Source organism: Variovorax sp., assembly GCF_035634955.1.
In the GTDB taxonomy this organism is placed as follows: Bacteria; Pseudomonadota; Gammaproteobacteria; order Burkholderiales; family Burkholderiaceae_C; genus Variovorax.
In genome coordinates, this window is the sequence record NZ_DASQBZ010000016.1 from 15,217 (window position 1) to 36,870 (window position 21,654).

Annotated in this window: 22 protein-coding genes; 17 read left to right on the forward strand and 5 right to left on the reverse strand. The window is 69.3% G+C overall.

Annotated features, from left to right (window positions below; translation table 11 throughout):
* Window positions 1–4 precede the first annotated feature (4 nt).
* The 5 genes from fliJ to fliF are packed head-to-tail and all read right to left on the reverse strand — an operon-like array spanning window position 5 to window position 5,472.
* Entirely contained in the window at window positions 5–460 is a 456-nt protein-coding gene (fliJ, locus tag VES41_RS07600) for a flagellar export protein FliJ (RefSeq protein ID WP_324815090.1), read from the reverse strand.
* Window positions 461–494: 34 nt separating this feature from the next.
* Window positions 495–1,889, reverse strand: a complete 1,395-nt coding sequence (fliI, locus tag VES41_RS07605; protein WP_324815093.1) for a flagellar protein export ATPase FliI — start codon at window positions 1,887–1,889, stop codon at window positions 495–497.
* A 4-nt stretch (window positions 1,890–1,893) separates the two neighbouring features.
* Window positions 1,894–2,727, reverse strand: coding sequence for a flagellar assembly protein FliH (fliH, locus tag VES41_RS07610; RefSeq protein ID WP_324815096.1), 834 nt, complete (start codon window positions 2,725–2,727; stop codon window positions 1,894–1,896).
* Entirely contained in the window at window positions 2,714–3,709 is a 996-nt protein-coding gene (gene fliG / locus VES41_RS07615; protein WP_324815746.1) for a flagellar motor switch protein FliG, read from the reverse strand. The genes fliH and fliG overlap by 14 nt, the downstream gene beginning before the upstream one ends.
* Window positions 3,709–5,472, reverse strand: a complete 1,764-nt coding sequence (gene fliF, locus VES41_RS07620; RefSeq protein WP_324815099.1) for a flagellar basal-body MS-ring/collar protein FliF — start codon at window positions 5,470–5,472, stop codon at window positions 3,709–3,711. Before fliF ends, fliG begins: the two co-directional genes overlap by 1 nt.
* Before the next feature lie 257 nt (window positions 5,473–5,729).
* Here fliF and fliE point away from each other — a divergent pair, with 257 nt between their 5' ends.
* From fliE to cheY, 17 genes are all read left to right on the forward strand, one after another.
* Window positions 5,730–6,053: a flagellar hook-basal body complex protein FliE gene (fliE, locus tag VES41_RS07625; protein ID WP_324815101.1), complete on the forward strand. Its 324-nt coding sequence runs from the start codon at window positions 5,730–5,732 to the stop codon at window positions 6,051–6,053.
* A 159-nt stretch (window positions 6,054–6,212) separates the two neighbouring features.
* Window positions 6,213–7,949, forward strand: a complete 1,737-nt coding sequence (locus VES41_RS07630) for a flagellin (RefSeq protein ID WP_324815104.1) — start codon at window positions 6,213–6,215, stop codon at window positions 7,947–7,949.
* 212 nt (window positions 7,950–8,161) lie between these two features.
* Complete coding sequence (gene fliD / locus VES41_RS07635; RefSeq protein ID WP_324815106.1) at window positions 8,162–9,616, forward strand: flagellar filament capping protein FliD; 1,455 nt, start codon at window positions 8,162–8,164, stop codon at window positions 9,614–9,616.
* Between the two features lie 19 nt (window positions 9,617–9,635).
* Entirely contained in the window at window positions 9,636–10,058 is a 423-nt protein-coding gene (gene fliS / locus VES41_RS07640; RefSeq protein WP_324815108.1) for a flagellar export chaperone FliS, read from the forward strand.
* A 20-nt stretch (window positions 10,059–10,078) separates the two neighbouring features.
* Complete coding sequence (locus VES41_RS07645; RefSeq protein ID WP_324815110.1) at window positions 10,079–10,429, forward strand: flagellar protein FliT; 351 nt, start codon at window positions 10,079–10,081, stop codon at window positions 10,427–10,429.
* Window positions 10,430–10,455: 26 nt separating this feature from the next.
* Window positions 10,456–11,724, forward strand: a complete 1,269-nt coding sequence (locus VES41_RS07650) for a flagellar hook-length control protein FliK (protein WP_324815113.1) — start codon at window positions 10,456–10,458, stop codon at window positions 11,722–11,724.
* Window positions 11,721–12,026 carry an EscU/YscU/HrcU family type III secretion system export apparatus switch protein gene (locus tag VES41_RS07655; RefSeq protein WP_324815115.1) on the forward strand — a complete coding sequence of 102 codons (306 nt, stop codon included), beginning with the start codon at window positions 11,721–11,723 and terminating at the stop codon, window positions 12,024–12,026. The genes VES41_RS07650 and VES41_RS07655 overlap by 4 nt, the downstream gene beginning before the upstream one ends.
* 266 nt (window positions 12,027–12,292) lie before the next feature.
* Window positions 12,293–12,652 (forward strand): flagellar transcriptional regulator FlhD, encoded by a 360-nt coding sequence (gene flhD / locus VES41_RS07660; protein ID WP_414719062.1) that lies wholly within the window; start codon window positions 12,293–12,295, stop codon window positions 12,650–12,652.
* On the forward strand, window positions 12,649–13,191 hold the full coding sequence (flhC, locus tag VES41_RS07665; RefSeq protein WP_324815119.1) for a flagellar transcriptional regulator FlhC: 543 nt from the start codon (window positions 12,649–12,651) through the stop codon (window positions 13,189–13,191). The genes flhD and flhC overlap by 4 nt, the downstream gene beginning before the upstream one ends.
* Window positions 13,192–13,339: 148 nt before the next feature.
* Window positions 13,340–14,200: a flagellar motor stator protein MotA gene (motA, locus tag VES41_RS07670; protein ID WP_324815121.1), complete on the forward strand. Its 861-nt coding sequence runs from the start codon at window positions 13,340–13,342 to the stop codon at window positions 14,198–14,200.
* Between the two features lie 64 nt (window positions 14,201–14,264).
* The gene (motB, locus tag VES41_RS07675) at window positions 14,265–15,284 is read left to right on the forward strand and encodes a flagellar motor protein MotB (protein ID WP_324815123.1); all 1,020 of its coding nucleotides are present in this window, start codon (window positions 14,265–14,267) and stop codon (window positions 15,282–15,284) included.
* A 25-nt stretch (window positions 15,285–15,309) separates the two neighbouring features.
* Window positions 15,310–17,340 (forward strand): chemotaxis protein CheA, encoded by a 2,031-nt coding sequence (gene cheA / locus VES41_RS07680; RefSeq protein ID WP_324815125.1) that lies wholly within the window; start codon window positions 15,310–15,312, stop codon window positions 17,338–17,340.
* Window positions 17,341–17,350: 10 nt separating this feature from the next.
* A complete protein-coding gene (locus VES41_RS07685) occupies window positions 17,351–18,547 on the forward strand; it encodes an EAL and HDOD domain-containing protein (RefSeq protein WP_324815128.1) in 1,197 nt (398 codons plus the stop codon).
* Window positions 18,548–18,667: 120 nt separating this feature from the next.
* Window positions 18,668–19,480, forward strand: coding sequence for a CheR family methyltransferase (locus VES41_RS07690; protein WP_324815131.1), 813 nt, complete (start codon window positions 18,668–18,670; stop codon window positions 19,478–19,480).
* A complete protein-coding gene (cheD, locus tag VES41_RS07695; RefSeq protein ID WP_324815133.1) occupies window positions 19,477–20,100 on the forward strand; it encodes a chemoreceptor glutamine deamidase CheD in 624 nt (207 codons plus the stop codon). The genes VES41_RS07690 and cheD overlap by 4 nt, the downstream gene beginning before the upstream one ends.
* Window positions 20,097–21,176, forward strand: coding sequence for a chemotaxis response regulator protein-glutamate methylesterase (locus tag VES41_RS07700; protein WP_324815136.1), 1,080 nt, complete (start codon window positions 20,097–20,099; stop codon window positions 21,174–21,176). Before cheD ends, VES41_RS07700 begins: the two co-directional genes overlap by 4 nt.
* 32 nt (window positions 21,177–21,208) lie before the next feature.
* The gene (gene cheY, locus VES41_RS07705; RefSeq protein WP_324815137.1) at window positions 21,209–21,592 is read left to right on the forward strand and encodes a chemotaxis response regulator CheY; all 384 of its coding nucleotides are present in this window, start codon (window positions 21,209–21,211) and stop codon (window positions 21,590–21,592) included.
* Window positions 21,593–21,654 lie beyond the last annotated feature (62 nt).

Below are 21,654 nucleotides of genomic sequence, written 5' to 3' on the forward strand. Positions count from 1 at the left end.
CTTGTCAGAACGTGGGGTTGGCGGCGCGGGCAAGGAAGCCGCGCGCGGCGCGTTCGTCGCTGTCGCGCTGCTCGCGCTTGGCCTGCGCCAGCTGTTCCTGGCGGCGCACCCGATCGACCAGCGTGTCGAACGAGTTGAGCCGGCGCTTGTGCTGGCGCCAGTCGTCGCGGCCGCGATCGACGCGGCCGTCGGCCTGCGCCACGATCGCGCGCTGCTGCTCGATGGCGCCGTCGAGCGTGGCCAGGAAGGCCTGGTAGTTGTGCCACTTGGCGCTGGGCAGGCCCTTGGCGGTCAGCGCCTGCAGCTGCGCGTAGTAGTCGTCGCGGTAGCGCACGAGCATGTCCAGCTTCTGGCTGGCGCTCAGCTGCGCGTTCTGCAGTTCGCCGAGGCGGCGGGCGGCGTCGTCGGTCTTGGTGCGGGCCAGGTCGGCCAGGGTGTCGAGCGGCAGTCGTGCGGGCATGGGGTGTTCCTGTGTCGGGGGTGCGGGCGGGCGCTCAGGCCTGCTCGAAGAGGGCGCTCATGCGGGCGATGGAGGTGGCGTAGTCGGTGCGCTCCTGCATGGCCTGCTGCAGGAAGGCCTCGATGCGTGGGTACATCGCGATCGCCTGGTCCAGTTGCGCGTCGTGCCCGGGCGCGTACGCGCCGACGCTGATCAGGTCGCGGTTGCGCTGGTAGCGCGACAGCATCTGCTTGAAGCGGCGCACGTGCGCGAACTGGGCTGGCGTGATGAGCGACGTCATGGCCCGGCTGATGGACGCCTCGATGTCGATCGCCGGGTAGTGCCCGGCCTCGGCCAGCGTGCGCGACAGCACCACGTGGCCGTCCAGGATGGCGCGCGCCGAGTCGGCGATCGGGTCCTGCTGGTCGTCGCCTTCCGACAGCACGGTGTAGAAGGCGGTGATCGAGCCGCCGCGCCCGCTGGCATCGCGCGCGCCGTTGCCGGCGCGCTCCACCAGCGCCGGCAGCTTGGCGAACACCGACGGCGGGTAGCCCTTGGTGGCCGGCGGCTCGCCCACGGCCAGCGCGATCTCGCGCTGCGCCATGGCGTAGCGGGTGAGCGAATCCATGATCAGCAGCACGTCCTTGCCCTGGTCGCGGAAGTACTCGGCCAGGCAGGTGGCATAGGCGGCGCCCTGCAGCCGCAGCAGCGGCGAGTTGTCGGCCGGCGCGGCCACCACGACCGAGCGCGCCAGGCCTTCCTCGCCCAACGTGTGCTCGATGAATTCCTTGACCTCGCGGCCGCGCTCGCCGATCAGGCCGACCACGATCACCTCGGCGCTGGTATAGCGGGCCATCATGCCCAGCAGCACGCTCTTGCCGACGCCCGAGCCGGCGAACAGGCCCATTCGCTGGCCACGGCCGACGGTGAGCATGGCGTTGATGGCGCGCACGCCGACGTCGAGCACCGAGTCGATGGGCGCGCGCGTGAGCGGGTTGATCGGCGGCGACGACAGCGGCACCTTGCGGCTGACATCCAGCGGCCCCAGCCCGTCGAGCGGACGCCCGACGGCATCGACCACCCGCCCGAGCATTCCTTCGCCGACCGGCAGGCGCTTGGCCTGCCCGCCGCCGGGCGCGCCGGCGTCGCGCGGCGTCACGCGCGCGCCCGGCAGCAGGCCGGAGACCTCGCTTTGCGGCATGAGGAAAAGGCGGTCGCCGGCGAAGCCGACCACTTCGGCCTCGGCATGGCGCTGGGCCTGGCCCGGTGGCAGCTCGACCAGGCAGTCGCTGCCCACCGGCAGCTGCAGGCCGACGGCCTCCAGCACCAGCCCGACGGCGCGCGTCAGGCGCCCGGATTGCACGGTGGCGGGGCAGTGCGCCACGTCGGCGCGGGCCTGGGACAGCGTCCGCAGCCAGGACTGCAGGTGTGGATTGGGTGCGGCGCCCATCGGATCAGTCCTGCGCCGCGTCGGTGTCGGCGTCGCGCTGCAGCGCAGTCGCAACGCGTTGCCAGCGCGATTCGAGCGTCGCGTCGACCTCGCCGCTGGCGGTCAGCACGCGGCAGCCGCCGCGGCCGATGTGTTCGTCGGTGCGCACCTGCCAGCCGGCCGCCTCGAGCTCGCCGCCCAGGCTCTGGCGCACCAGCGCCGCGTCTTCCGGGTGCAGCACCAGGCGCGGCTCGCCCTGCAGCGCCGGCTCGGCCTGCAGCAGGTCGCGCACCAGCGTGAGCATCCATGCCGGCTCGGCCTGCAGCGTCCGGTGCACCACCTGGCGGGCGATGTCCAGCGCCAGGGCGACCAGCGCATCGGCCAGTTCGCCTTCGGCACGGCGCAGGGCAGCCGGCAGGCTGGCGGCAAGCGCGCGCAGCTGTTCGGCGTGCGCGCTGGCGCCGGCCAGCCCGGCGGCCAGGCCTTCCGCGTGGCCTTCGGCCCGGCCCTGCGCGAGCCCCTGCGCATGACCTTCGCGGCGGCCCTCGGCCTCGCCGGCGGCGCGCGCCTCGCGGCGCAGCCTGGCCAGCTCGGCGGCGTGCTGGAGCGCGGGCGACGGCGGCGGCTCGGGGGCGCGCGGCGCGGCGGATGCGGCCTGGCCGGCATGCCGCGCCTGTGCGGCGGCGCCGCCGCCGGCGGCCGGATCGATGGCGTCCATCTCCCAGCGCTCCCAGGCCGACATGGCCAGCCGCGCCGGCGCGGCCGGTGCTGCCGTGGCTGCGGCGCGGGCGGGTGGCGCGTAGGCCGAGGCCAGGCGCGCATGCGCGCCTGGAGCGAACAGGTGGTCAGATGAAGTCATCGGTGCCCGGGGTGGCGATCACGATCTCGCCGGCCTCGGCCAGGCGGCGCGCGATCTGCAGGATGGCCTTCTGCTCGGTCTCGACCTGCGACACGCGAACCGGCGGACGCAGGTCCATGTCCTCGCGCAGGGCCTCGGCGGCGCGCTGCGACATGTTGTTGAGGAACTTGTCGCGCAGCTCCGGCGGCGCGCCCTTGAGCGCGACGATGAGCGACTCGGCCTCGATGTCCTTGAGCAGGCGCTGGATGCTGCGGTCTTCCAGGCCCAGCAGGTTCTCGAAGACGAACATCTCGTCGACGATGCGCTGGGCCAGTGCCTCGTCCACCTCGCGCACGTGGGCGATGGCTTCTTCCTCCTGCGCGCTGGCCAGCAGGTTGACGATCTCGGCGGCGGTGCGCACGCCGCCCAGGCGGCTGCGCTTGAGGCCCTGGCCGGACAGCATCTCGGTGAGCACTTCGGTCAGCTCGTTGAGCGCCGAGGGCTGCACGCCGCCGAAGGTGGCAATGCGCATGATCACGTCGTGGCGCAGGCGGGCCGGCAGCTTCTCGAGCACCTCGGACGCCTTCAGGCGGTCCAGGTGGATCAGCACCGTCGCCAGGATCTGCGGGTGCTCGTCGCGGATCAGCTCGGCCACGTCGCCCGCGTCGAGCTGGTTCAGGCGCTCGATGCCGCTGTGCGGCTCTTCCGACTGCAGGATGTCCTCGAGCAGGTTGCTGGCGCGGTCGTCGCCCAGCGCCTTCTTCAGCACGGCGCGGATGTAGGCGCTGGAGCCGACGTGCAGAGCCGACAGCTGCTCGGTCTCGTGGCGGAACTCGGCCAGCACCTCGGCGAGTTCCTCGCGCGAGACCGCGTTGAGCCGGGCCATGGCCGCGCCGAGGTTCTGCACCTCGGGCGTGGTCAGGTGCCGCAGCGCGGCGGCCGCATGGTCCTCGCCCAGTGCCATCAGCAGGATGGCGCTCTTGCGGATTCCGGCTTCGTTCATCATTGCGCGTTCATCCAGTGTTGGATCAGGGTCGCGACCAGCTTCGGATCGCGCGTGGCGGTGTCATGCGCATAGGCCAGGTCGACGCGCTGGCGCTCGGCTTCGCGCTGGCGCAGCGCTTCCTCGGGCGAGACGCGCGGCTCGTCCTGCGCCGGGCCGGTGTCGGACGGCGCGGCCGCATCGGGCCCCGGTGCCGCCGCGGCGGCTGCCGGCGGCGGACCCAGGTGCTTGCGCAGCAGGGGCCGCAGCACCGCGAACCAGGCGAACAGCGCGGCCAGGGCGATCAGCAGGTAGCGTCCCAGCATGAATGCCAGCGGCAGGTTGCCGGGGTCGCGCCAGAACGGCAGGTCGGGTCCGGCGGCGTCGCTGCCGTCGTCCGCGAACGGGCTGTTGACCACGTTGAGCGAATCGCCGCGCTCGGCGTTGAAGCCCATCGCCTCCTTGACCAGGTTTCGCACCTGGTCGAGTTCGTCCGGCGTCAGCGCGCGCATGGCGGGCTTGCCGCCGGCGGCGGTGTCCTTGTTGTTGACCACCACCGCGACCGACAGGCGGCGCACGGCGCCGGCGCCTTGCTGGACGTGGCGGATCGAGCGGTCGAGCTCGTAGTTGGTGGTGACGTCCTTGCGGGCGCTGCCCGGGCCGGTGGGGACCGACGTGGTGGTCGTGCTGCTGGCGGCTTCTGCCGCATTGGGCTGCGCGCCCTTGGCGCCGGCGGGCGCCGGCTTGGCCGGCCTGGCCGGCGCGGCCGGCGTGGTGATCGGCGCGCTCGGCGCCACCGGCGGCTGGTTCGACAGCGCGCCGGGCACGCCGCCGGGCGGGGTCCCGCCGTGCTGGCTCGACTCGCTGCTCTGCTGGCTGCGCACGGCGGCGCTGCCGGGCTGCTGGTTGGGCTTGTAGCTCTCGTCGGTCTGCTCGACGACCGAGAAGTCGATGTCCGCGGCCACCTGCGCGCGCACGTTGCTCGCGCCCAGGATCGGCTGGAGGATCGCCTCGATGCGCCGGATGTAGCCCTGCTCGATCTCCTGCGCGTAGCGCAGCTGGCTCACGTCCAGCCCGCGTGCGCCGTTCCTCGCGCTCGACAGCAGGTTGCCGCGCTGGTCGACCACCGTGACGCTCTTGGCGTCGAGCTCGGGCACGCTGCTCGAGACCATGTGCACGATGGCGCTGACCTGGCCTTCGTCGATCGAGCGGCCATGCTCGAGCGTCAGCACGACCGAGGCGGACGGCTTCTTCTGCTCGCGCACGAACAGCGTGGGCTTGGGAATCGCCAGGTGCACCCGGGCCGACCCCACCGTGCCCATCGTCTCGATCGAGCGGGCCAGCTCGCCCTCGAGCGCGCGCTGGTAATTGACCTGCTCGGCGAACTGGCTGGTGCCGAACTTCTGGTTGTCCATCAGCTCGAAGCCGACGCCGCCCGCCTTGGGCAGGCCCTGCGCCGCCAGGCGCAGGCGCACCTCGGGCACGCGGTCCCCGGCCACCAGGATCGCGTTGCCGCCCTCGGCGAACTTGTAGGGCACGTTCATCTGCTGCAGCGAGGCGATGATCGCGCCGCCGTCGCGGTCGGTCACGTTGGAATAGAGCACCTTGTAGTCGGGGCCCTGTCCCCACAGCGCGAAGCCGGCCACGGCCGCGGCCAGCGCGGCGGCGCCGATCATCAGCGGCAGGCGCGGCTGCGCGCGCAGGCGCTCGATCAGCGGCGCCAGCGCGCCGGCCGCGGGCGCGGCGGGCGGGGTTGCCGTTGCCGTGGGGGCTGCCGTGGTCATTCCTGCGTCGCGGCCGTGTCGCGGCCGAGTTGGTGTTGTTCAGAGTTCATGCCGGAGGTCCGCTGACGCCAGTCAACGGGCTTGTCGTGTCGCGATCGATTGTTCGGCAGGGGGGGTGCGATCGAAGCGCCGAACAGGAGGGGGTTTTGCCGTCTGTTGGCGCCTTGAATGGGTGCTTTCCCTTGGTACGCTGAAAAGATGACGGCGCCATGCGCGCTTTTTTCGCCACCCGCAGACACACGAACGGAGAACCATCCATGTCCATTGCCGCCATCGAATCGGTCCTGCAGCAGATGCGGACCACCGCCGTGCGCGCCGGCTTCCAGCCCGCCGCAGCCACCACCGACGCCGCCCCCGCCGGCGGCTTCGCCGGCGAACTGCGCCGCTCGCTCGACGAGATCAGCGGCGCCCAGACCCGCGCCTACGGACAGGCCGAGGCCTTCGAGATGGGCAAGCCCGGCGTCGCCCTGAACGACGTGATGGTCGACCTGCAGAAAGCCAACGTCGCCTTCCAGACCGGGTTGCAGGTGCGCAACCGGCTGGTGGCCGCCTACCAGGAAGTGATGAGCCTGCCGGCCTGAGCCGCCGCCGCGTCGTTCCGGATTTTTTTGATTCGCGCCCTAAAGGTTTGACGGCACCTGTCGATAACCCATCCAACGGTGGATTCGAAACCCCTTATCAAGACCGGGTCCAGCGTTACGGTCCAAGTGCTTCAACCCTCTCTTAGTTAGGAGTCGAGAATGGCGCAAGTCATCAACACCAACAGTCTTTCCCTGGTTGCCCAGAACAACCTGAACAAGTCGCAATCGGCGCTGAACACCGCGATCGAACGACTGTCGTCCGGCATGCGCATCAACAGCGCCAAGGACGACGCCGCCGGTCAGGCCATCGCCAACCGCTTCACGGCCAACATCAAGGGCCTGACGCAAGCCAGCCGCAACGCCAACGACGGCATCTCGATCGCCCAGACGACCGAAGGCGCACTGACGGAAGTCAACAACAACCTGCAGCGCGTTCGCGAACTGTCGGTGCAGGCCGCCAACGGCACGAACTCGGCCAGTGATCTGGATTCGATCCAGGCTGAAATCACCCAACGCCTCGACGAAATCAACCGCGTCTCGGAGCAGACCCAGTTCAACGGCGTGAAGGTGCTGTCGGCCGACGCCGGCAAGCTGACGGTGCAAGTCGGCGCCAATGATGGCGAAACCATCGACATCGACCTGAAGGAAATCAGCGCCAAGACCCTGGGTCTGGACGGCTTCAACGTCAACAATTCCGGCACGCCCAACGCAAAGGCCACGCTGGATGATCTGAAGACCGCGTCGACCGCATACACCCTGCAGTCGACTGACCCTGCAACGGGCACCCAGACGTGGCGGCAAAATCAAGCCCCGGTCAGCAACGTGGCGGCCAAGGCTTCGGATGTGTTCGCGCTGATGGCCAACGGCGGCACCGTCGGCACCGGCGGCCAGACCTACACCTACAACGCCACGGACGAGAACTTCGCGGCAGCGCAACTGACAGGGCAGACCGGCACGAGCGTGCAGTCGGCTCTCGTTCCTGCGGGAGGCGGCCAGACCGCGGCGACGATCAAGATCGGGACCGAAAGCCAGGACGTCCTGATTGACAGCACGGGCAACATCACCGCCGCCGACGACGGCAGCACCCTGTACCTGGATAGCGTGGGCAACCTGTCCAAGACGAACGCTACCGGGTCCACCGCGGCGACCGTGGCCAACGTCACAGCCAGCATGTCCGATACCGGCGGTGCTGCAACCACCGGTACGGGTGGCTCGATCACCGTGAAGAACGGCGATGACACGCTGACCTTCACGGTGGCGGCCGGCGCGGACGACGTCGACGCTTGGGACAAGGACGAAACGCTGAGCAGCGCCACCGTGGCAAGCCGCGCGCAGGCCGGTGCCAGCACGATCGACATCGACGGTGCGGGCGGCACGGCTGCATACGACGTCGCCGCGGACGGCTCGGTCAAGACAGGTGGACTTGACGTCTACCTCGACGGTTCGACGGCTTCGGCAACGGACCTGAACACCACCGCGACCTACACGCCTGCGCCCAAGGACGTCTTCGTCCACACCGATGGCAGCGTAAGCGACAACGCCGGCAACGTGTACTACAAGGATTCCGACGCCTCGAACACGACCGCGCTGACGTTCAACGAGCGTAGCGGCGACACCTCGACGGCCGATCCGCTGGCCGCCATCGACAAGGCGCTGTCCATCGTTGACGACCTGCGCAGCTCGCTGGGCGCCGTGCAAAACCGGTTCGACTCGACGATCGCCAACCTGGGCACCACCATCACCAATCTGTCGTCCTCGCGCTCGCGCATCGAAGACGCCGACTACGCGGTGGAAGTGTCCAACATGACCCGCGCGCAGATCCTGCAGCAAGCCGGTACCTCGGTGCTGGCGCAGGCCAACCAGACCACGCAAGGCGTCCTGTCGCTGCTGCGTTGATCGGTTAGGGAAAGCAACGGCCCCTTCCGCGAGGGAGGGGCCGGTGGATGGATGGTGCAGGCCTGCGGCGACCCCGCGAGTGCCTGCGCTGTCCCCTGCGGCCATGCCACCCGGCGCGGCCGCAGCGGACAGCGAACCCGCAAGGTGCGCGCCGGCCGGCCCAAGGGCCGCCTGGCGCCGCCCTTCTCAACGCATTCGAGGATATCGACGACATGGCAACAATCAGCAGCGTGGGCGTGGGCTCCAATCTCGACCTGAGCAGCCTGCTCACCCAGCTCGAGACGGCCGAGAGCCAGCCGTTGACCGCGCTGGAGACCAAGGCCAAGAGCTACACCAGCAAGCTGTCGGCCTACGGCACGGTGCAGAGCGCGCTGGAGTCGCTGCAGAGCGCGGCGCAGAAGCTGGGCGACCCGGCGCTGTTCCAGGCCGTCACCGGCACGCCGACGGTCAGCGGCATCCTGGCCGCCTCGTCGACCGACCCCAGCTCGGCCGGCACCTACAACATCACGGTGTCGCAGCTGGCGCAGGCGCAGTCGGTGATCGCGGCCGGGCAGGCCAGCACGACGACGGCGATCGGCAACGGCACCGTCACCATCGACTTCGGCACCATCTCCGGCGGCACGCTCGACGGCGCCACCGGCAAGTACAGCGGCGCCAGCTTCACGGCGGACGCCTCGCGCGAGGCCAAGACCATCACGATCACCGACGGCAACAACACGCTGGCGGGCATCCGGGACGCGATCAACGCCGCCGGTGCCGGCGTCACGGCCAGCATCGTCAACGACGGCAGCGGCACGCCCAACCGCCTGGTGCTGACCTCCACCACGACCGGCGAGGCGTCGAGCATGCGCATCTCGGTCGACGGCGACGCCGCGCTGCAGAACCTGCTGGGCAACGACCCGGCCGGCACGCAGAACCTCAAGCAGACGATCGCCGCGCAGAACGCCAAGCTCGATGTCAACGGCATCGCCATCACCAGCGCCAGCAACACGGTCAAGGAGGCGATCCAGGGCACCACGCTGACGCTGGTGCAGACCGGCACCACCGGCCTGTCGATGAAGGCGAACACCACCGCGGTGACCTCGGCCATCAACGATTTCGTCAAGGCCTACAACAGCCTGCAGAGCACGGCCAAGTCGCTGACCACCTACGACGCCGACACCAACACCGCCGCCGCGCTGGTCGGCGACTCGACCCTGCGCAGTATCCAGACCCGGCTGCGCCAGGCGCTGACGGCGCCGCAGGCCGGCGACACCACCGACATGAAGGTGCTGTCGGAGATCGGCGTGTCCTTCCAGAAGGACGGCACGCTGGCGGTGGATTCGACCAAGCTGTCCAAGGCGCTGGACACCGACCTGGCCGGCGTGTCCGGCCTGTTCGCCAGCGCCACGGGCAGCACCGCCGGCTACGGCAAGCAGATCGACGCGCTGGTCGAGGACCTGACCAAGTCGGGCGGCAGCCTGACGGTGGCTTCCGAGGGCGTGACGTCGACCATCAAGGACCTGGACGAGCAGTACGACGCGATGCAGGCGCGCATCGACGCGACGATGGAGCGCTACCGCACCCAGTTCACCCAGCTCGACGTGTTGATCAGCAGCATGAACAACACGATGACCTACCTCACCCAGCAGTTCGAGGCGATGAACGCCACCAACAGCAGCAACTGAGACCCGGGAAGCGCCGACCATGTACACACCCCACCACTTCAGGACCGGTGCCAACGCCTACGCGCGCGTGGGCGTCGAATCGAGCGCCATGAGTGCCTCGCCGCACCAGCTCATCTGCATGCTGTTCGACGGCGCGCGCACGACGCTCGGCATGGCGCGCCATCACATGGAGCGCGGCGACGTGCCGGCCAAGGGCCAGGCCATCTCGAAGGCGATCGACATCGTGGCCAACGGGCTCAAGGCCAGCCTGGATGCCGACGCGGCCGGACCGGCGGGCACGCAGCTGGTCGCCAACCTGGGCGCGCTGTACGACTACATCGTGCGACGCCTGCTGCAGGCCAACCTGCGCGACGACGTCGATGCGCTCGACGAGGCGCAGCGCCTGCTCGAGAGCATTGCCTCGGCGTGGCGCGAGATCGAACCGGGCGCCGCCGGCGCCTGACCCTCCCCCCGGAACCGAAGATGAACGAGGAAGATGAAATGGCACGTGGCAGCGAAGTCCTCCATTGCTACAGCCGGCTGGCGCAGTACGCGTCGAGCATGGCTGCGCTGGCCGTCGCCAGGGACTGGGGCCGGCTCCCCGAGCTGGAACTCAACTGCGCGGTGATGATCGAGCGGCTCAAGGGCCTGCCCGCGCCCGAGACGCTGCCAGAGCAATTGCGCGACGAAGCGCGGGTGCTGATCCAGCGCATCCGCGCCGACCAGGAAACCGTGGTGCAGCTGGTGCGGCCGCAGTTGCAGTCGCTGCTGTCGAACATGGGAACGCTCAACGCGCAGAAGAACCTCAGCGACGCCTACGGCGGCACGCACTGAGCCCCGGCGCCTGAACGGACGCAATCGTGATCGCCCTGTCCACCCTGATCGATTCGCTGCTCGCGGCCAATGGCCCGCGGCCGGACGTCGCGTCGATCAAGCCAGAGACACGGGTCGGCGCGCCCGGTGCGGTGCCGCTGGCCGAGCGGGTGGCGAACGAGGTGCGGCTGCCGTCCAGGGCGGCGCTGGAGCGGATGGCGCCGTCGGCGGCTGCCGATGCGCCGCAGCAGCAGCCGCGCGCCGGCGCGCCTGCGCCGCAGGCCTCGGCCACGACCGACCTGTCGGCGGCGGCACGCATCATCAGCGCGGTGCTGGGACAGGTGCGCGGCGACGCGGGGCCGGTGCGCGGCCAGGCGCCTGTGTGGGCGTCCGCGTCGGGCACGCCGGTGCCGGCGTTTGCCGGCGCATTGGCCGCCACGGTGGATGCCAGCGGGCTGTTCTACGAATCGCACCTGGCGCAGTTCGCCGCCGGCGCGCGGTCGCTGGCGCAGATGAATGCCGAGCCGCAGGCGCAGTGGGCACCGGCGCGCGGCACGGATGTGGCCGCCCCGGCGTCCGGCGGGTTGCCGAATGCACCGGCCGGCGCGACGCCTGCCGATTCGGCCGCACCGGCCCTCGGGCATGCGTCGTCGCCGGCGCCCGGTGCGGCGGGCACGGCTGTCGCGTCGACCGCGCAGGCCCCTGCCGACGGCACGACGCCCGCGCAGCCGGACGCCGCGCCCGATTCGCGGTCAGCCGCTGACGCGGACTCGCCCGGCCGTACCGATGCCACGCGGGTGCAGGCGGCGTACCGACTGGGCGAAGGCATGTTGCCCGCGTCCAGCGCGGCCGACAGCGCAGCCGCCGCGCCCGCGCCATCGGCCGGCGCGCAGGCGGCGGGTGCCGCTGCGCAGGCCACCGCCATCCTCCCGCAATCGATGCAACTGGTGCATCAGCAACTGGACCTGCTGGCCACATCGGTGTTCCGCTGGAGCGGGCAGGCCTGGCCCGGCGTGCCGATGGAATGGTCCATCCAGGAAGACGACGCGCGGCAGGACGACGGCGGCGCCGCGCAACAGCCGGAGCCGGCCGCCGAGCGGCGCTGGACCACGCACGTGTCGATGACGCTGCCCAGCCTGGGCACGCTGGACGTGCGCCTGGGGCTGGATGGGGGCGGCGTGCAGGCCAGCCTGATCGCGCGCGACGCGCAGGCCGCCGGCCGGCTGGCGAGCGACGGCGCGGCGCTGGCGCGGCGCTTCGAGGCGGCCGGCCTGCGCCTGCGCGAGTTCCAGGTGCGCGCACAGGAGCGGGCATGACCGAACGTTCGCAGGATGCTGCCGCCACGCGCGGCGGGGCGGTGGCGCTGTCGCATGCCGACCCGGCGTCCGCCCCGCGGGTCGTCGCCAAGGGCTATGGAGTGGCGGCCGAGTCGATCGTGCGCGAGGCGCGCGCGCACGGCCTGTTCGTCCATTCGTCGCCCGACCTGGTCAGGTTGCTGATGCAGGTCGAGCTCGATCGGCAGATCCCGCCGCAGCTCTACAGGGCGGTTGCAGAGGTCATGGCGTGGGTTCATGGCATCGAAAACAACGATCAGCGCAATCCGGCGCAAATCCCGTGAAGAACTTCACGCCAAAACGCCGAATTGATACTTTATGTTGAAACTATATGAAATCTCATTGATGAAGAAATCAATGCGATTACTACTTTCTTCTTCACGGACTAAATCCAGTACACAGTGGAAATGCGAAATAGTTCCACCCTGTAGAAGTTGGTAGTACACATAACGTTGGCAAAGATCGGTAATTGTTAACAGCCTAAAAAACACTTGGTAACAACCAGCAGATATACTGGATTCCGAGACATCAAGTCTGTATGGAGTGCGTTGTGGAAACGGAATTCGATAGGGATGGCAACGAGGGCGGCGTGGAGATCTCCAAGGAGATCGGCGACCTCAATCTGGCTTATATGCTGCTGGCTCAGAAGCTGGTGAAAATGGACCGTGGCGCTGCGATGTACCGCCTGGGAATCAGCCGAGAACTGGCTGATCTTCTGGCCAATATGTCGCTGGCTCAAATAATGAAACTGGCGGCTTCCAATTTCCTGCTGTGCAGTTTTCGTTTGCACGATCATCCGGTTTTTTCGGTGTTCGGCGAAGAAAAGGAATCGCTATTGCAGCAGGCTCATATGTCTATTCTGATGGCTGCACGGCAATTGCAGGTCCGTGAATCCGGCGAAATGCAATGAGCAAGAAAAGCGTTCTCGGCGAGGTCAGGGAAATCCAGTTGGCGATCGAATTGATCGACCTGGGCGCACGCCTGCAATTCCTCGAGATGGAAGTGAATCTCAGCCGGGAGCGGCTGATCCAGCTCTACAAGGAACTCAAGGGCGTGTCGCCGCCCAAGGGACTGCTGCCGTTTTCCACCGACTGGTACATGACGTGGCGGGCCAACATCCATTCGTCGATGTTCTACAACATCTACCGCTTCATGCGGGTGGAGGCCGACGAGCATTCCCTGCAGGCGCTGATCAAGAGCTTCCGCCTTTACCGGGAGCAGGTCGAGGCCAGCGGCAGCGAGCTGGTGCTCGACTTCACGCGCGCGCACACCATGGTCCGCTTCTTCGACAGCGACATGCTGCAGCTGACGCCGTGCAGCCGGTGCGGCGGGCATTTCGTGGCGCATGCGCACGACAACAAGCGCGGCTACGTGTGCGTGCTGTGCCGTCCGCCGTCGCGGGCCGGCAAGGCGCGCCCGGCGCGACAGGTGGAGTGCGTGGCCGCATAGCGAAGAGACAAGCAAGGCAATGAGCGGCTGATCCTGCCGGTGCGACGAGCGCGCCGGCGCCCGGACAGGGGATCGGCTGGCGCGTCGGCGACGAGTCGGCGGTGCGCAATTCGTCCGGGAGTCAAGCCTGAGGGCGAAGGGGATTCGTGTGCTCGTACTGTTGGGATATGTGGTGGTCCTCGGAGCCGTGTTCGGCGGCTACGGGTTGATGGGCGGCCACTTCGGCGTGCTTTTCCAGCCGATCGAGCTGCTGATGATCGGCGGCTCCGCGCTGGGCGCCTTCATTGCCGGCAACAACGGCAAGGCGATCAAGGCGACGCTCAAGGAACTGCCCCGGCTGCTGCGCTCGTCCAAGCACAACCGGCAGCTGTACATGGACCTGCTGGCGCTGCTGTACGAATTGCTCGCCAAGGCCCGCCGCGACGGAATGATGAAGCTCGAGAACGACGTCGAGAACCCGCAGGACAGCGAGATCTTCAATCGCTATCCGGCGATCACCGCCGACACGGGCATCATGGATTTCCTGCGCGACTACCTGCGCCTGGTCATCAGCGGCAACACCGACGCCTTCGAGATCGAGGCGTTGATGGACCACGAGCTCGAAACGATCCGGCACGAGGCGGAGGTGCCTTCGCACTGCCTCTCGCGCGTGGGCGATGCGCTGCCGGCGCTGGGCATCGTGGCCGCGGTGCTGGGCGTGGTGCACGCGCTGGCCTCGGCCGACCTGCCGCCGTCCGAGATGGGCGCGCTGATCGCGCATGCGATGGTCGGCACCTTCCTGGGCGTGCTGCTGGCCTATGGCTTCGTCACGCCGCTGGCGACGCTGATCGACCACAAGGTGGAAGAGGGCATGAAGCTCTACCAGTGTGCCAAGGTCACGCTGCTGGCCAGCCTCAACGGCTACGCGCCGCAACTGGCGGTGGAGTTCGGCCGCAAGGTGCTGTTCTCGACCGAGCGGCCGTCGTTCTCCGAACTCGACGACCACGTGCGCGAGGTCAAGGCGCGCTGAGGCGCCGGCACGCGACACACATGAACAAGGCCATGCGCGAACACATGCGAGCCGGAGCGACGACATGAGCGAGGGAAAGCACATCGTCGTCAAGCGCGTCGTCAAGGGCCAGGGCGGCCATCACGGCGGCGGCTGGAAGATCGCCTACGCCGACTTCATGACGGCCATGATGGCCTTCTTCCTGGTCATGTGGCTGCTGTCGATCTCGTCCGACAAGCAGCGCGAGGGCATTGCCGAGCACTTCCGCATGCCGCTGAAGGTGGCCATGCACGGCGGCGACAAGGCCAGCCTGAGTTCGAGCGTGATCCCCGGCGGCGGGCCCGACCCGATGCACGTGGAAGGCGAGCAGCAGATGTCCGAGCAGGAGCGCGAGGCCGAGGCCGAGGCGGCGCGGCTGGACGCGGTCAAGAAGCACATCGAGGACCTGATCCAGGACAACCCGGTGTTCCGCCAGTTCAAGTCGCAGATCCTGATCGACATCACCACCGAGGGCCTGCGCCTGCAGATCGTGGACAGCGAGAAGCGCCCGATGTTCGACCTGGCCAGCGCGCGCCTGGTGCCGCACATGCGCGCCATCCTGCGGGCGATCGCGCCGACGCTGGAGGAGCTGCCCAACAAGATCACGCTGTCGGGCCACACCGATTCGATCGTCTACACCAACGGCGACCGCTCCTACGGCAACTGGGAGCTGTCGGCCGACCGCGCCAACGCCTCGCGCCGCGAACTGGTCATGGGCGGCATGAGCGAGAACAAGGTCATGCGCGTGGTCGGCCTGGCCGACAGCATGCACCTGGACAAGGCCAACCCGCGCAACCCGATCAACCGGCGCATCAGCATCATCCTGCTGAACCGCCGCACGCAGGAGCAGATCGAGCGCGAGAACAGCAGCGGCTTCGCCGCGCTGCCGGCCGATCGCGCCACCGCCGTGCCCACGGCGGTGGCGGTTCCGGTGCCGGCGCCTTCCGCCCCGGCTCTTGCCGCGCCCGCCGTGCCCGCGCCGACCCTGCCTGCGGCAGCCGCCCCGGCCACCGGCGGCCGGGTGCTGACACCGACCGCCTTCACGCCTCCCGGCGTCCGCCCGTAGACCGCTTCGACCTCAGATAAAGACGATGGACCTCAGTCAGTTTTCCCAAGCATTCTTCGTCGAAGCCGTCGAGCTTCTGGCGCAGATGGAGCAATTGCTCCTGGAGCTCGACGTCGACGCGCCCGACAACGAGCAGCTCAACGCGATCTTCCGCGCCGCCCATTCGATCAAGGGCGGCGCCGCCACTTTCGGCTTCGTCGCCCTGACCGAAACCACGCACCTGCTCGAGACCCTGCTGGACCGGGCGCGCCACGCCCAGTTGCGCATGACCGCCTCGATGATCGACACCTTTCTTGAAACGAAGGACGCCTTGCAAGAACAACTCGCGGCTTACCAGGCGGGCAAGGAGCCCGAACCTGACCGGGTGGCGCACATCTGCGCCGTGTTGCAACAACTCGCACTGGAGACCGATCCGGACGGGGCGGCTGCCGCCCCCGTGGCGGCCCCGGCTCCGGCCGCGGCCCCCGCTGCCCCGGCACCAGCGGCGACCCCCGCTGCCGACGGCGCGCTGGAGATCCGCCTGAGCGGACTCGGCCAGGGCGAGGGCGACCTGCTCGCCGAGGAGCTGGCCAACCTCGGCCGCGTGGTCGCGCGCAGCGGCAGCGGCGACCAGCTCAGCGTCACGCTCGAGACCACCTGCGCGCCGGACGACATCGTCGCCGTGTGCTGCTTCGTCATCGACGAATCGCAGATCGTCATCACCCGCGCGCATGCAGCCGCCGCACCCGCACCCGCACCTGCGCCTGCGCCCGTCGCCGCGCCAGCGCCCGCAGCGTCGGCCCCGGCCGCCGCGCCGGCGCCGGCCGCTGCTGCTGCCGCCGCGGCGAACGGCAAGGAGTCCAGCTCGATCCGCGTGGACGTCGAGAAGGTCGACCAGCTGATCAACCTGGTGGGCGAACTGGTCATCACGCAGTCGATGCTGACCCAGGCCGCCACGCGCCTCGACCCGGTGGTCTACGAACGCTTCCTCAGCGGCCTGTCGCACCTCGAGCGCAACGCACGCGACCTGCAGGAATCGGTCATGTCGATCCGCATGATGCCGATGGACTACGTGTTCAGCCGGTTCCCGCGGGTAATCCGCGACGTCAGCGCCAAGCTGGGCAAGCAGGTCCGGCTGGACACCTTCGGCAAGGAGACCGAGCTGGACAAGGGGCTGATCGAGCGCATCATCGATCCGCTCACGCACCTGGTGCGCAACAGTCTCGACCACGGCGTCGAGACGCCCGACGTGCGCCGCGCCAAGGGCAAGGACGCCACCGGGCAGTTGCTGCTGTCGGCGCAGCACCACGGCGGCAACATCGTGATCGAGGTCAGCGACGACGGCGCCGGCCTGAACCGCGAGAAGATCCTGGCCAAGGCCATGCAGCAGGGCCTGCCGGTGAGCGAGACCATGCCCGACGAGGAGGTGTGGCAGCTGATCTTCGCGCCGGGCTTCTCCACCGCCGAGCAGGTCACCGACATCTCGGGCCGCGGCGTGGGCATGGACGTGGTCAAGCGCAACATCCAGGAGATGGGCGGGCACGTGGAGATCCAGTCGCGCGGCGGGCAGGGCACCACCACCCGCATCGTGCTGCCGCTGACGCTGGCCATCCTCAACGGCATGTCGGTCAAGGTCGGCGACGAGGCCTACATCCTGCCGCTGAGCTACGTGATCGAGTCGCAGCAGCCGTCCGCCGAGCACCTGCACTCGGTCACCGGCGACGGCCAGGTCATCAAGGTGCGCGGCGAGTACCTGCCGCTGATCGCGCTGCACCGCGTGTTCGACGTGGCCGGCGCGCAGACCGATCCGGCGCAGGGCATCCTGGTCATCGTGCAGGCCGACGACGCCCGCTTCGCCCTGCTGGTGGACGAGCTGCTGGGCCAGCACCAGGTGGTGGTCAAGAACCTCGAGACCAACTACCGCAAGGTGCCCGGCATCTCGGCCGCCACCATCCTGGGCGACGGCAGCGTGGCGTTCATCATCGACGTGGGCGCGATGCCGCGCATCCAGCGCGCGCAGGCAGCCAGCGCGTCGGCGCTGGCGGGTGCCGCGCGGGCCGCGGCGGCGACCGCCTGAGCCACCCACCATGCTGGCCTGCACACTTCAGATCGACGCGCACAAGCGCGTGCGCGGTTACCGCATGCGCTGGAGCGCCGCCGGCGGCGCGGCCACGGGGGCCGCGAACGCGCGCGCGCTGCTCGCATGCCTGGCGCGGCAGTTCGAATCCGCGCCCGGCGGCTGGCAGCCCGATGGCCTGCCGGTCCACCTCGGGATGACGGTCGAGGCGCTGTTCCTGCCCGAACTGCTGACGCTGCCTTCGCAAGGCTTCGTGGTGGACCTGGCGCAGGAGCCCGCCATCGACGAGGGCACGCGCGCCATGCTGGGCTTCCTGCGCGAGCAGGGCTTCGGCGTCATGCTCGGCGCCGCCGCGGTGCTGCAGGACGACGGCGAACTGCTGCGCGTGGCCACGCACCTGGATGTGGGCGCCGCCGACCAGGCGCTGCTCGACGCCCTGCGCGAGAAGCTGCCCGAGGGCGCCCCGGGCCCGCAGTTCGTGGCCAGCCGCCTGGCCGGCTGGGACGACTTCGCGCGGCTTGCGTCGCAGCAGGTCGATGTGTTCGCCGACGGCGCGCATGGCGCCCCGCCGGTCCAGGTGAAGAACGGCGAGCTGCAACCGGAGGCGGCGCAGATCGTGCACCTGATGCAGATGGTCAAGCGCGACGAGCGCATGGCCGCGATCGAGACCGCGCTCAAGCACGACGCCGCGATCACGTACCGCCTGCTGCGCCACATGAACTCGCCGGCCGTCGGTGCCGGCGTGCAGATCACCTCGATGCGGCACGCCGTGACCATGCTGGGCTACACGCCGCTGCTGCGCTGGCTGGCGCTGCTGCTGGCGACCAGCAACGGCGCCAGTGCGCCGTACATGATGCGCCGCTCCATCCTGCGCGGGCGCTTCGCCGAGCTGCTGGGGCGCGGGCTGCTGCCCGACACCGATTCCGACGGCCTGTTCGTGGCCGGCATGTTCTCGCTGATCGACCAGCTGCTCGGCCTGCCGATGGCGGAAGTGATGGACAAGCTCCAGTTGAGCGACATGGTGCAGAAGGCGATCGTCTCGCGCCAGGGCGTCTACGGGCCCTTCATCGCGCTGGTGGAAGCCTGCGAGCACGGCGACCGGCAGGCCGGGGCGCTGGCCGAGGCGCTGTTCGTCGGCGCGGACGAGGTCAACGCGGCGCACCTGCACGCGCTGGCCTGGTCGCAGGAAGTCAGCGGGGCCTGCTAGCGCGCAAACACGGGCGGCCACGCCGGGCAGGACGCGAGCAGCGCGGCAATTCGCCTCCTGCTCGAGCCATTGACCGGCAGGGCCCGCCTGTACATTGACCAGCGACACCACAAGCATGCCGTGAACACCGAATTCATCCTGACCGACAGCGACTTCTCGAGAGTCCGGTCCCTCATCCACCGGCGTGCCGGCATCGCATTGGGAGAGCAGAAGCGGCAGATGGTCTACAGCCGCCTGTCGCGCCGCCTGCGCGAATTGCGGCTGCCGCAGTTCGGCGACTACCTCGACAGCCTGGAGGCGCGCCCCGAGGGCGACGAGTGGCAGTCGTTCATCAACGCGCTGACCACCAACCTGACGTCGTTCTTCCGCGAGGCGCACCACTTCCCGGTGCTGGCCGAGCACGTGCGCAAGGCGCGGCATCCGGTCACCGTCTGGTGCGCGGCCGCATCCACCGGCGAGGAGCCCTACTCGATCGCCATCACCCTGATCGAGGCATTGGGCGAGCGCGCCGGCTCGGCCAAGGTGATCGCCACCGACATCGACACCGCCGTGCTGGCGAAGGCCGCCGCGGGCGTCTTCGCGGCCGACCAGGTCGCACGCCTGGGAACGGAGCGGCTGCGCCGCTTCTTCAACAAGGGCACCGGCGCCTATGCCGGCAAGGTGCGCATCCGCCCGGAAGTCGCGTCGATGGTGCGGTTCGCGCGGCTGAACCTGCTCGACCCGTCCTGGCCCGTCAAGGAGCCGATGGACGCGATCTTCTGTCGCAACGTGATGATCTACTTCGACAAGCCGACCCAGCGCCGCGTGCTCGACCGCTTCGTGCCGCTGCTGCATGCGGACGGCCTGCTGTTCGCCGGCCATTCGGAGAACGCCTCGCTGGTCAACCCGGTGTTCAAGCCGCTGGGCCACACCGTGTACGAGGTTGCCCGATGAGCGTTCGCGTTCCGCTGGCCATGCCGGACGCCGAGGCGCTGGCGCGGCACCACTACTACGACCGCGAGCTCGAGCGCATGGCGGTCAAGCTGCTGCCGTCGCAGTACTACGTCACCACCAACGACACCGTGCTGACCACGGTGCTGGGCTCGTGCGTGGCCGCCTGCCTGATCGACATCGACAGCGGCGTGGCCGGCATGAACCACTTCATGCTCGCCGAGGACGGCGAAGGGCATGTACGCGAGGCCGCCGAGTCGATGCGCTATGGCGCCTACGCCATGGACGTGCTGCTGCGCGAGGTGCTGCGCGCCGGCGCGCGGCGCGACCGCCTGCGCGCCAAGGTGTTCGGCGGCGGCGCCGTGCTGGCCAACATGACCACGCTCAACATCGGCGACCGCAATGCCGACTTCGTGCTGCGCTACCTGAGCGCGCAGCGCATCACCGTCACCGCCCAGGACCTGCGCGGGCCGCACGCGCGCCGCGTGTGCTTCCTGCCCGACAGCGGCAAGGCCATCGTGCGCCGCCTGCGCGGCCAGGCCGAGATCGGGCACGTGCACCGCGAGGAGGGCGCCCTGCTGCGCCGCCTCATGCCGCTGGCCGCAACAGGAGCCATTTCGTGAGCCAGAAGATCAAGGTGCTTTGCGTCGACGATTCGGCGCTGATCCGCAGCGTGATGACGGAGATCATCAACAGCCAGCCCGACATGACGGTCGTCGGCACCGCGGCCGACCCGCTGGTGGCGCGCGACCTGATCAAGGCGACCAACCCGGACGTGCTGACGCTGGACGTCGAGATGCCGCGCATGGACGGCCTGGAGTTCCTCGAGAAGATCATGCGCCTGCGGCCGATGCCGGTGGTGATGGTCTCGTCGCTCACCGAGCGCGGATCCGAGATCGCGCTGCGTGCGCTGGAGCTGGGCGCGGTCGATTTCGTCACCAAGCCGCGCCTGGGCGTGCGCGACGGCCTGCTCAACTACACCGAACTCATCGCCGGCAAAGTCCGCGCGGCGCATTGCGCGCGGCTGCAGCCGGCGCGCCGCGCCGGCGCCGTGCCGGCGGCCGACGCGCCGCAGGAGGCGCTGCTGCGCAGCCCGCTGCTGAGCACCGAGAAGCTCATCATCATCGGCGCCTCCACCGGCGGCACCGAGGCGATCCGCGAAGTGCTGCAGCCGCTGCCGCCGGACAGCCCGGCGGTGCTCATCGCGCAGCACATGCCGGCGGGTTTCACGCGCTCGTTCGCGCAGCGGCTGGACGGGCTGTGCCGCATCACCGTCAAGGAAGCCGAGCACGGCGAGCGCGTGCTGCCGGGCCATGCCTACATCGCCCCGGGCGCCTTCCACCTGTCGCTCGGCCGCAGCGGCGCCAACTACGTGGCGCACCTCGACGAGGAGCCGCCGGTGAACCGGCACCGCCCGTCGATCGACGTGCTGTTCGACTCGGCCGCGCGGCATGCCGGCCGCAACGCCATCGGCGTCATCCTGACCGGCATGGGCCGCGACGGCGCCGAGGGCCTGCTGCGCATGAAGCGCGCCGGCGCCTACACGCTGGCGCAGGACGAGGCCAGCTGCGTGGTGTTCGGCATGCCCCGCGAGGCGATCGCGCTCGGCGCCGCCGACGAGGTGGCGCCCCTGTCCGAAATGAGCAAGCGCGTGCTGGCCCACCTGCGCACCTTCGGCGCGCGCGCCAACCGCGTATGACACAGAACCCTGCAATGGAGAGATAGAGCGAAATGGACAAGAGCATCAAGATCCTGGTCGTGGACGACTTCCCGACCATGCGCCGCATCGTGCGCAACCTGCTCAAGGAACTGGAATTCCTGAACGTGGACGAGGCCGAGGACGGCGTCGCGGCACTGGAAAAGCTGCGCGGCGGCAGCTTCGGCTTCGTCGTGTCGGACTGGAACATGCCCAACATGGACGGCCTGACGATGCTGCAGACCATCCGCGCCGACCCGGACCTTGCGCGCCTGCCGGTGCTCATGGTGACGGCCGAGGCCAAGAAGGAAAACATCGTCGCCGCGGCGCAGGCCGGCGCCAACGGCTACGTGGTCAAGCCGTTCACGGCCGCCACGCTGGAAGAGAAGATCACCAAGATCTTCGAGAGACTGAAATGAACCCGGCCACGCCTGGCCGGCGCCGGCGCTTGCGCCGCGGCCGCGCGCACGCGTGAAGGAGG

Coding starts and splice junctions, on each gene's coding strand:
- fliG (WP_324815746.1), bottom strand. CDS start 3,709: ATGAACGAAGCCGGAATCCGCAAGAGCGCCATCCTGCTGATGGCACTG.
- VES41_RS07655 (WP_324815115.1), top strand. CDS start 11,721: ATGACCGAACGTTCGCAGGATGCTGCCGCCACGCGCGGCGGGGCGGTG.
- fliH (WP_324815096.1), bottom strand. CDS start 2,727: ATGACTTCATCTGACCACCTGTTCGCTCCAGGCGCGCATGCGCGCCTG.
- fliD (WP_324815106.1), top strand. CDS start 8,162: ATGGCAACAATCAGCAGCGTGGGCGTGGGCTCCAATCTCGACCTGAGC.
- cheY (WP_324815137.1), top strand. CDS start 21,209: ATGGACAAGAGCATCAAGATCCTGGTCGTGGACGACTTCCCGACCATG.
- cheA (WP_324815125.1), top strand. CDS start 15,310: ATGGACCTCAGTCAGTTTTCCCAAGCATTCTTCGTCGAAGCCGTCGAG.
- VES41_RS07630 (WP_324815104.1), top strand. CDS start 6,213: ATGGCGCAAGTCATCAACACCAACAGTCTTTCCCTGGTTGCCCAGAAC.
- fliF (WP_324815099.1), bottom strand. CDS start 5,472: ATGACCACGGCAGCCCCCACGGCAACGGCAACCCCGCCCGCCGCGCCC.
- VES41_RS07685 (WP_324815128.1), top strand. CDS start 17,351: ATGCTGGCCTGCACACTTCAGATCGACGCGCACAAGCGCGTGCGCGGT.
- fliS (WP_324815108.1), top strand. CDS start 9,636: ATGTACACACCCCACCACTTCAGGACCGGTGCCAACGCCTACGCGCGC.
- cheD (WP_324815133.1), top strand. CDS start 19,477: ATGAGCGTTCGCGTTCCGCTGGCCATGCCGGACGCCGAGGCGCTGGCG.
- fliI (WP_324815093.1), bottom strand. CDS start 1,889: ATGGGCGCCGCACCCAATCCACACCTGCAGTCCTGGCTGCGGACGCTG.
- motB (WP_324815123.1), top strand. CDS start 14,265: ATGAGCGAGGGAAAGCACATCGTCGTCAAGCGCGTCGTCAAGGGCCAG.
- flhC (WP_324815119.1), top strand. CDS start 12,649: ATGAGCAAGAAAAGCGTTCTCGGCGAGGTCAGGGAAATCCAGTTGGCG.
- fliJ (WP_324815090.1), bottom strand. CDS start 460: ATGCCCGCACGACTGCCGCTCGACACCCTGGCCGACCTGGCCCGCACC.
- fliE (WP_324815101.1), top strand. CDS start 5,730: ATGTCCATTGCCGCCATCGAATCGGTCCTGCAGCAGATGCGGACCACC.
- VES41_RS07645 (WP_324815110.1), top strand. CDS start 10,079: ATGAACGAGGAAGATGAAATGGCACGTGGCAGCGAAGTCCTCCATTGC.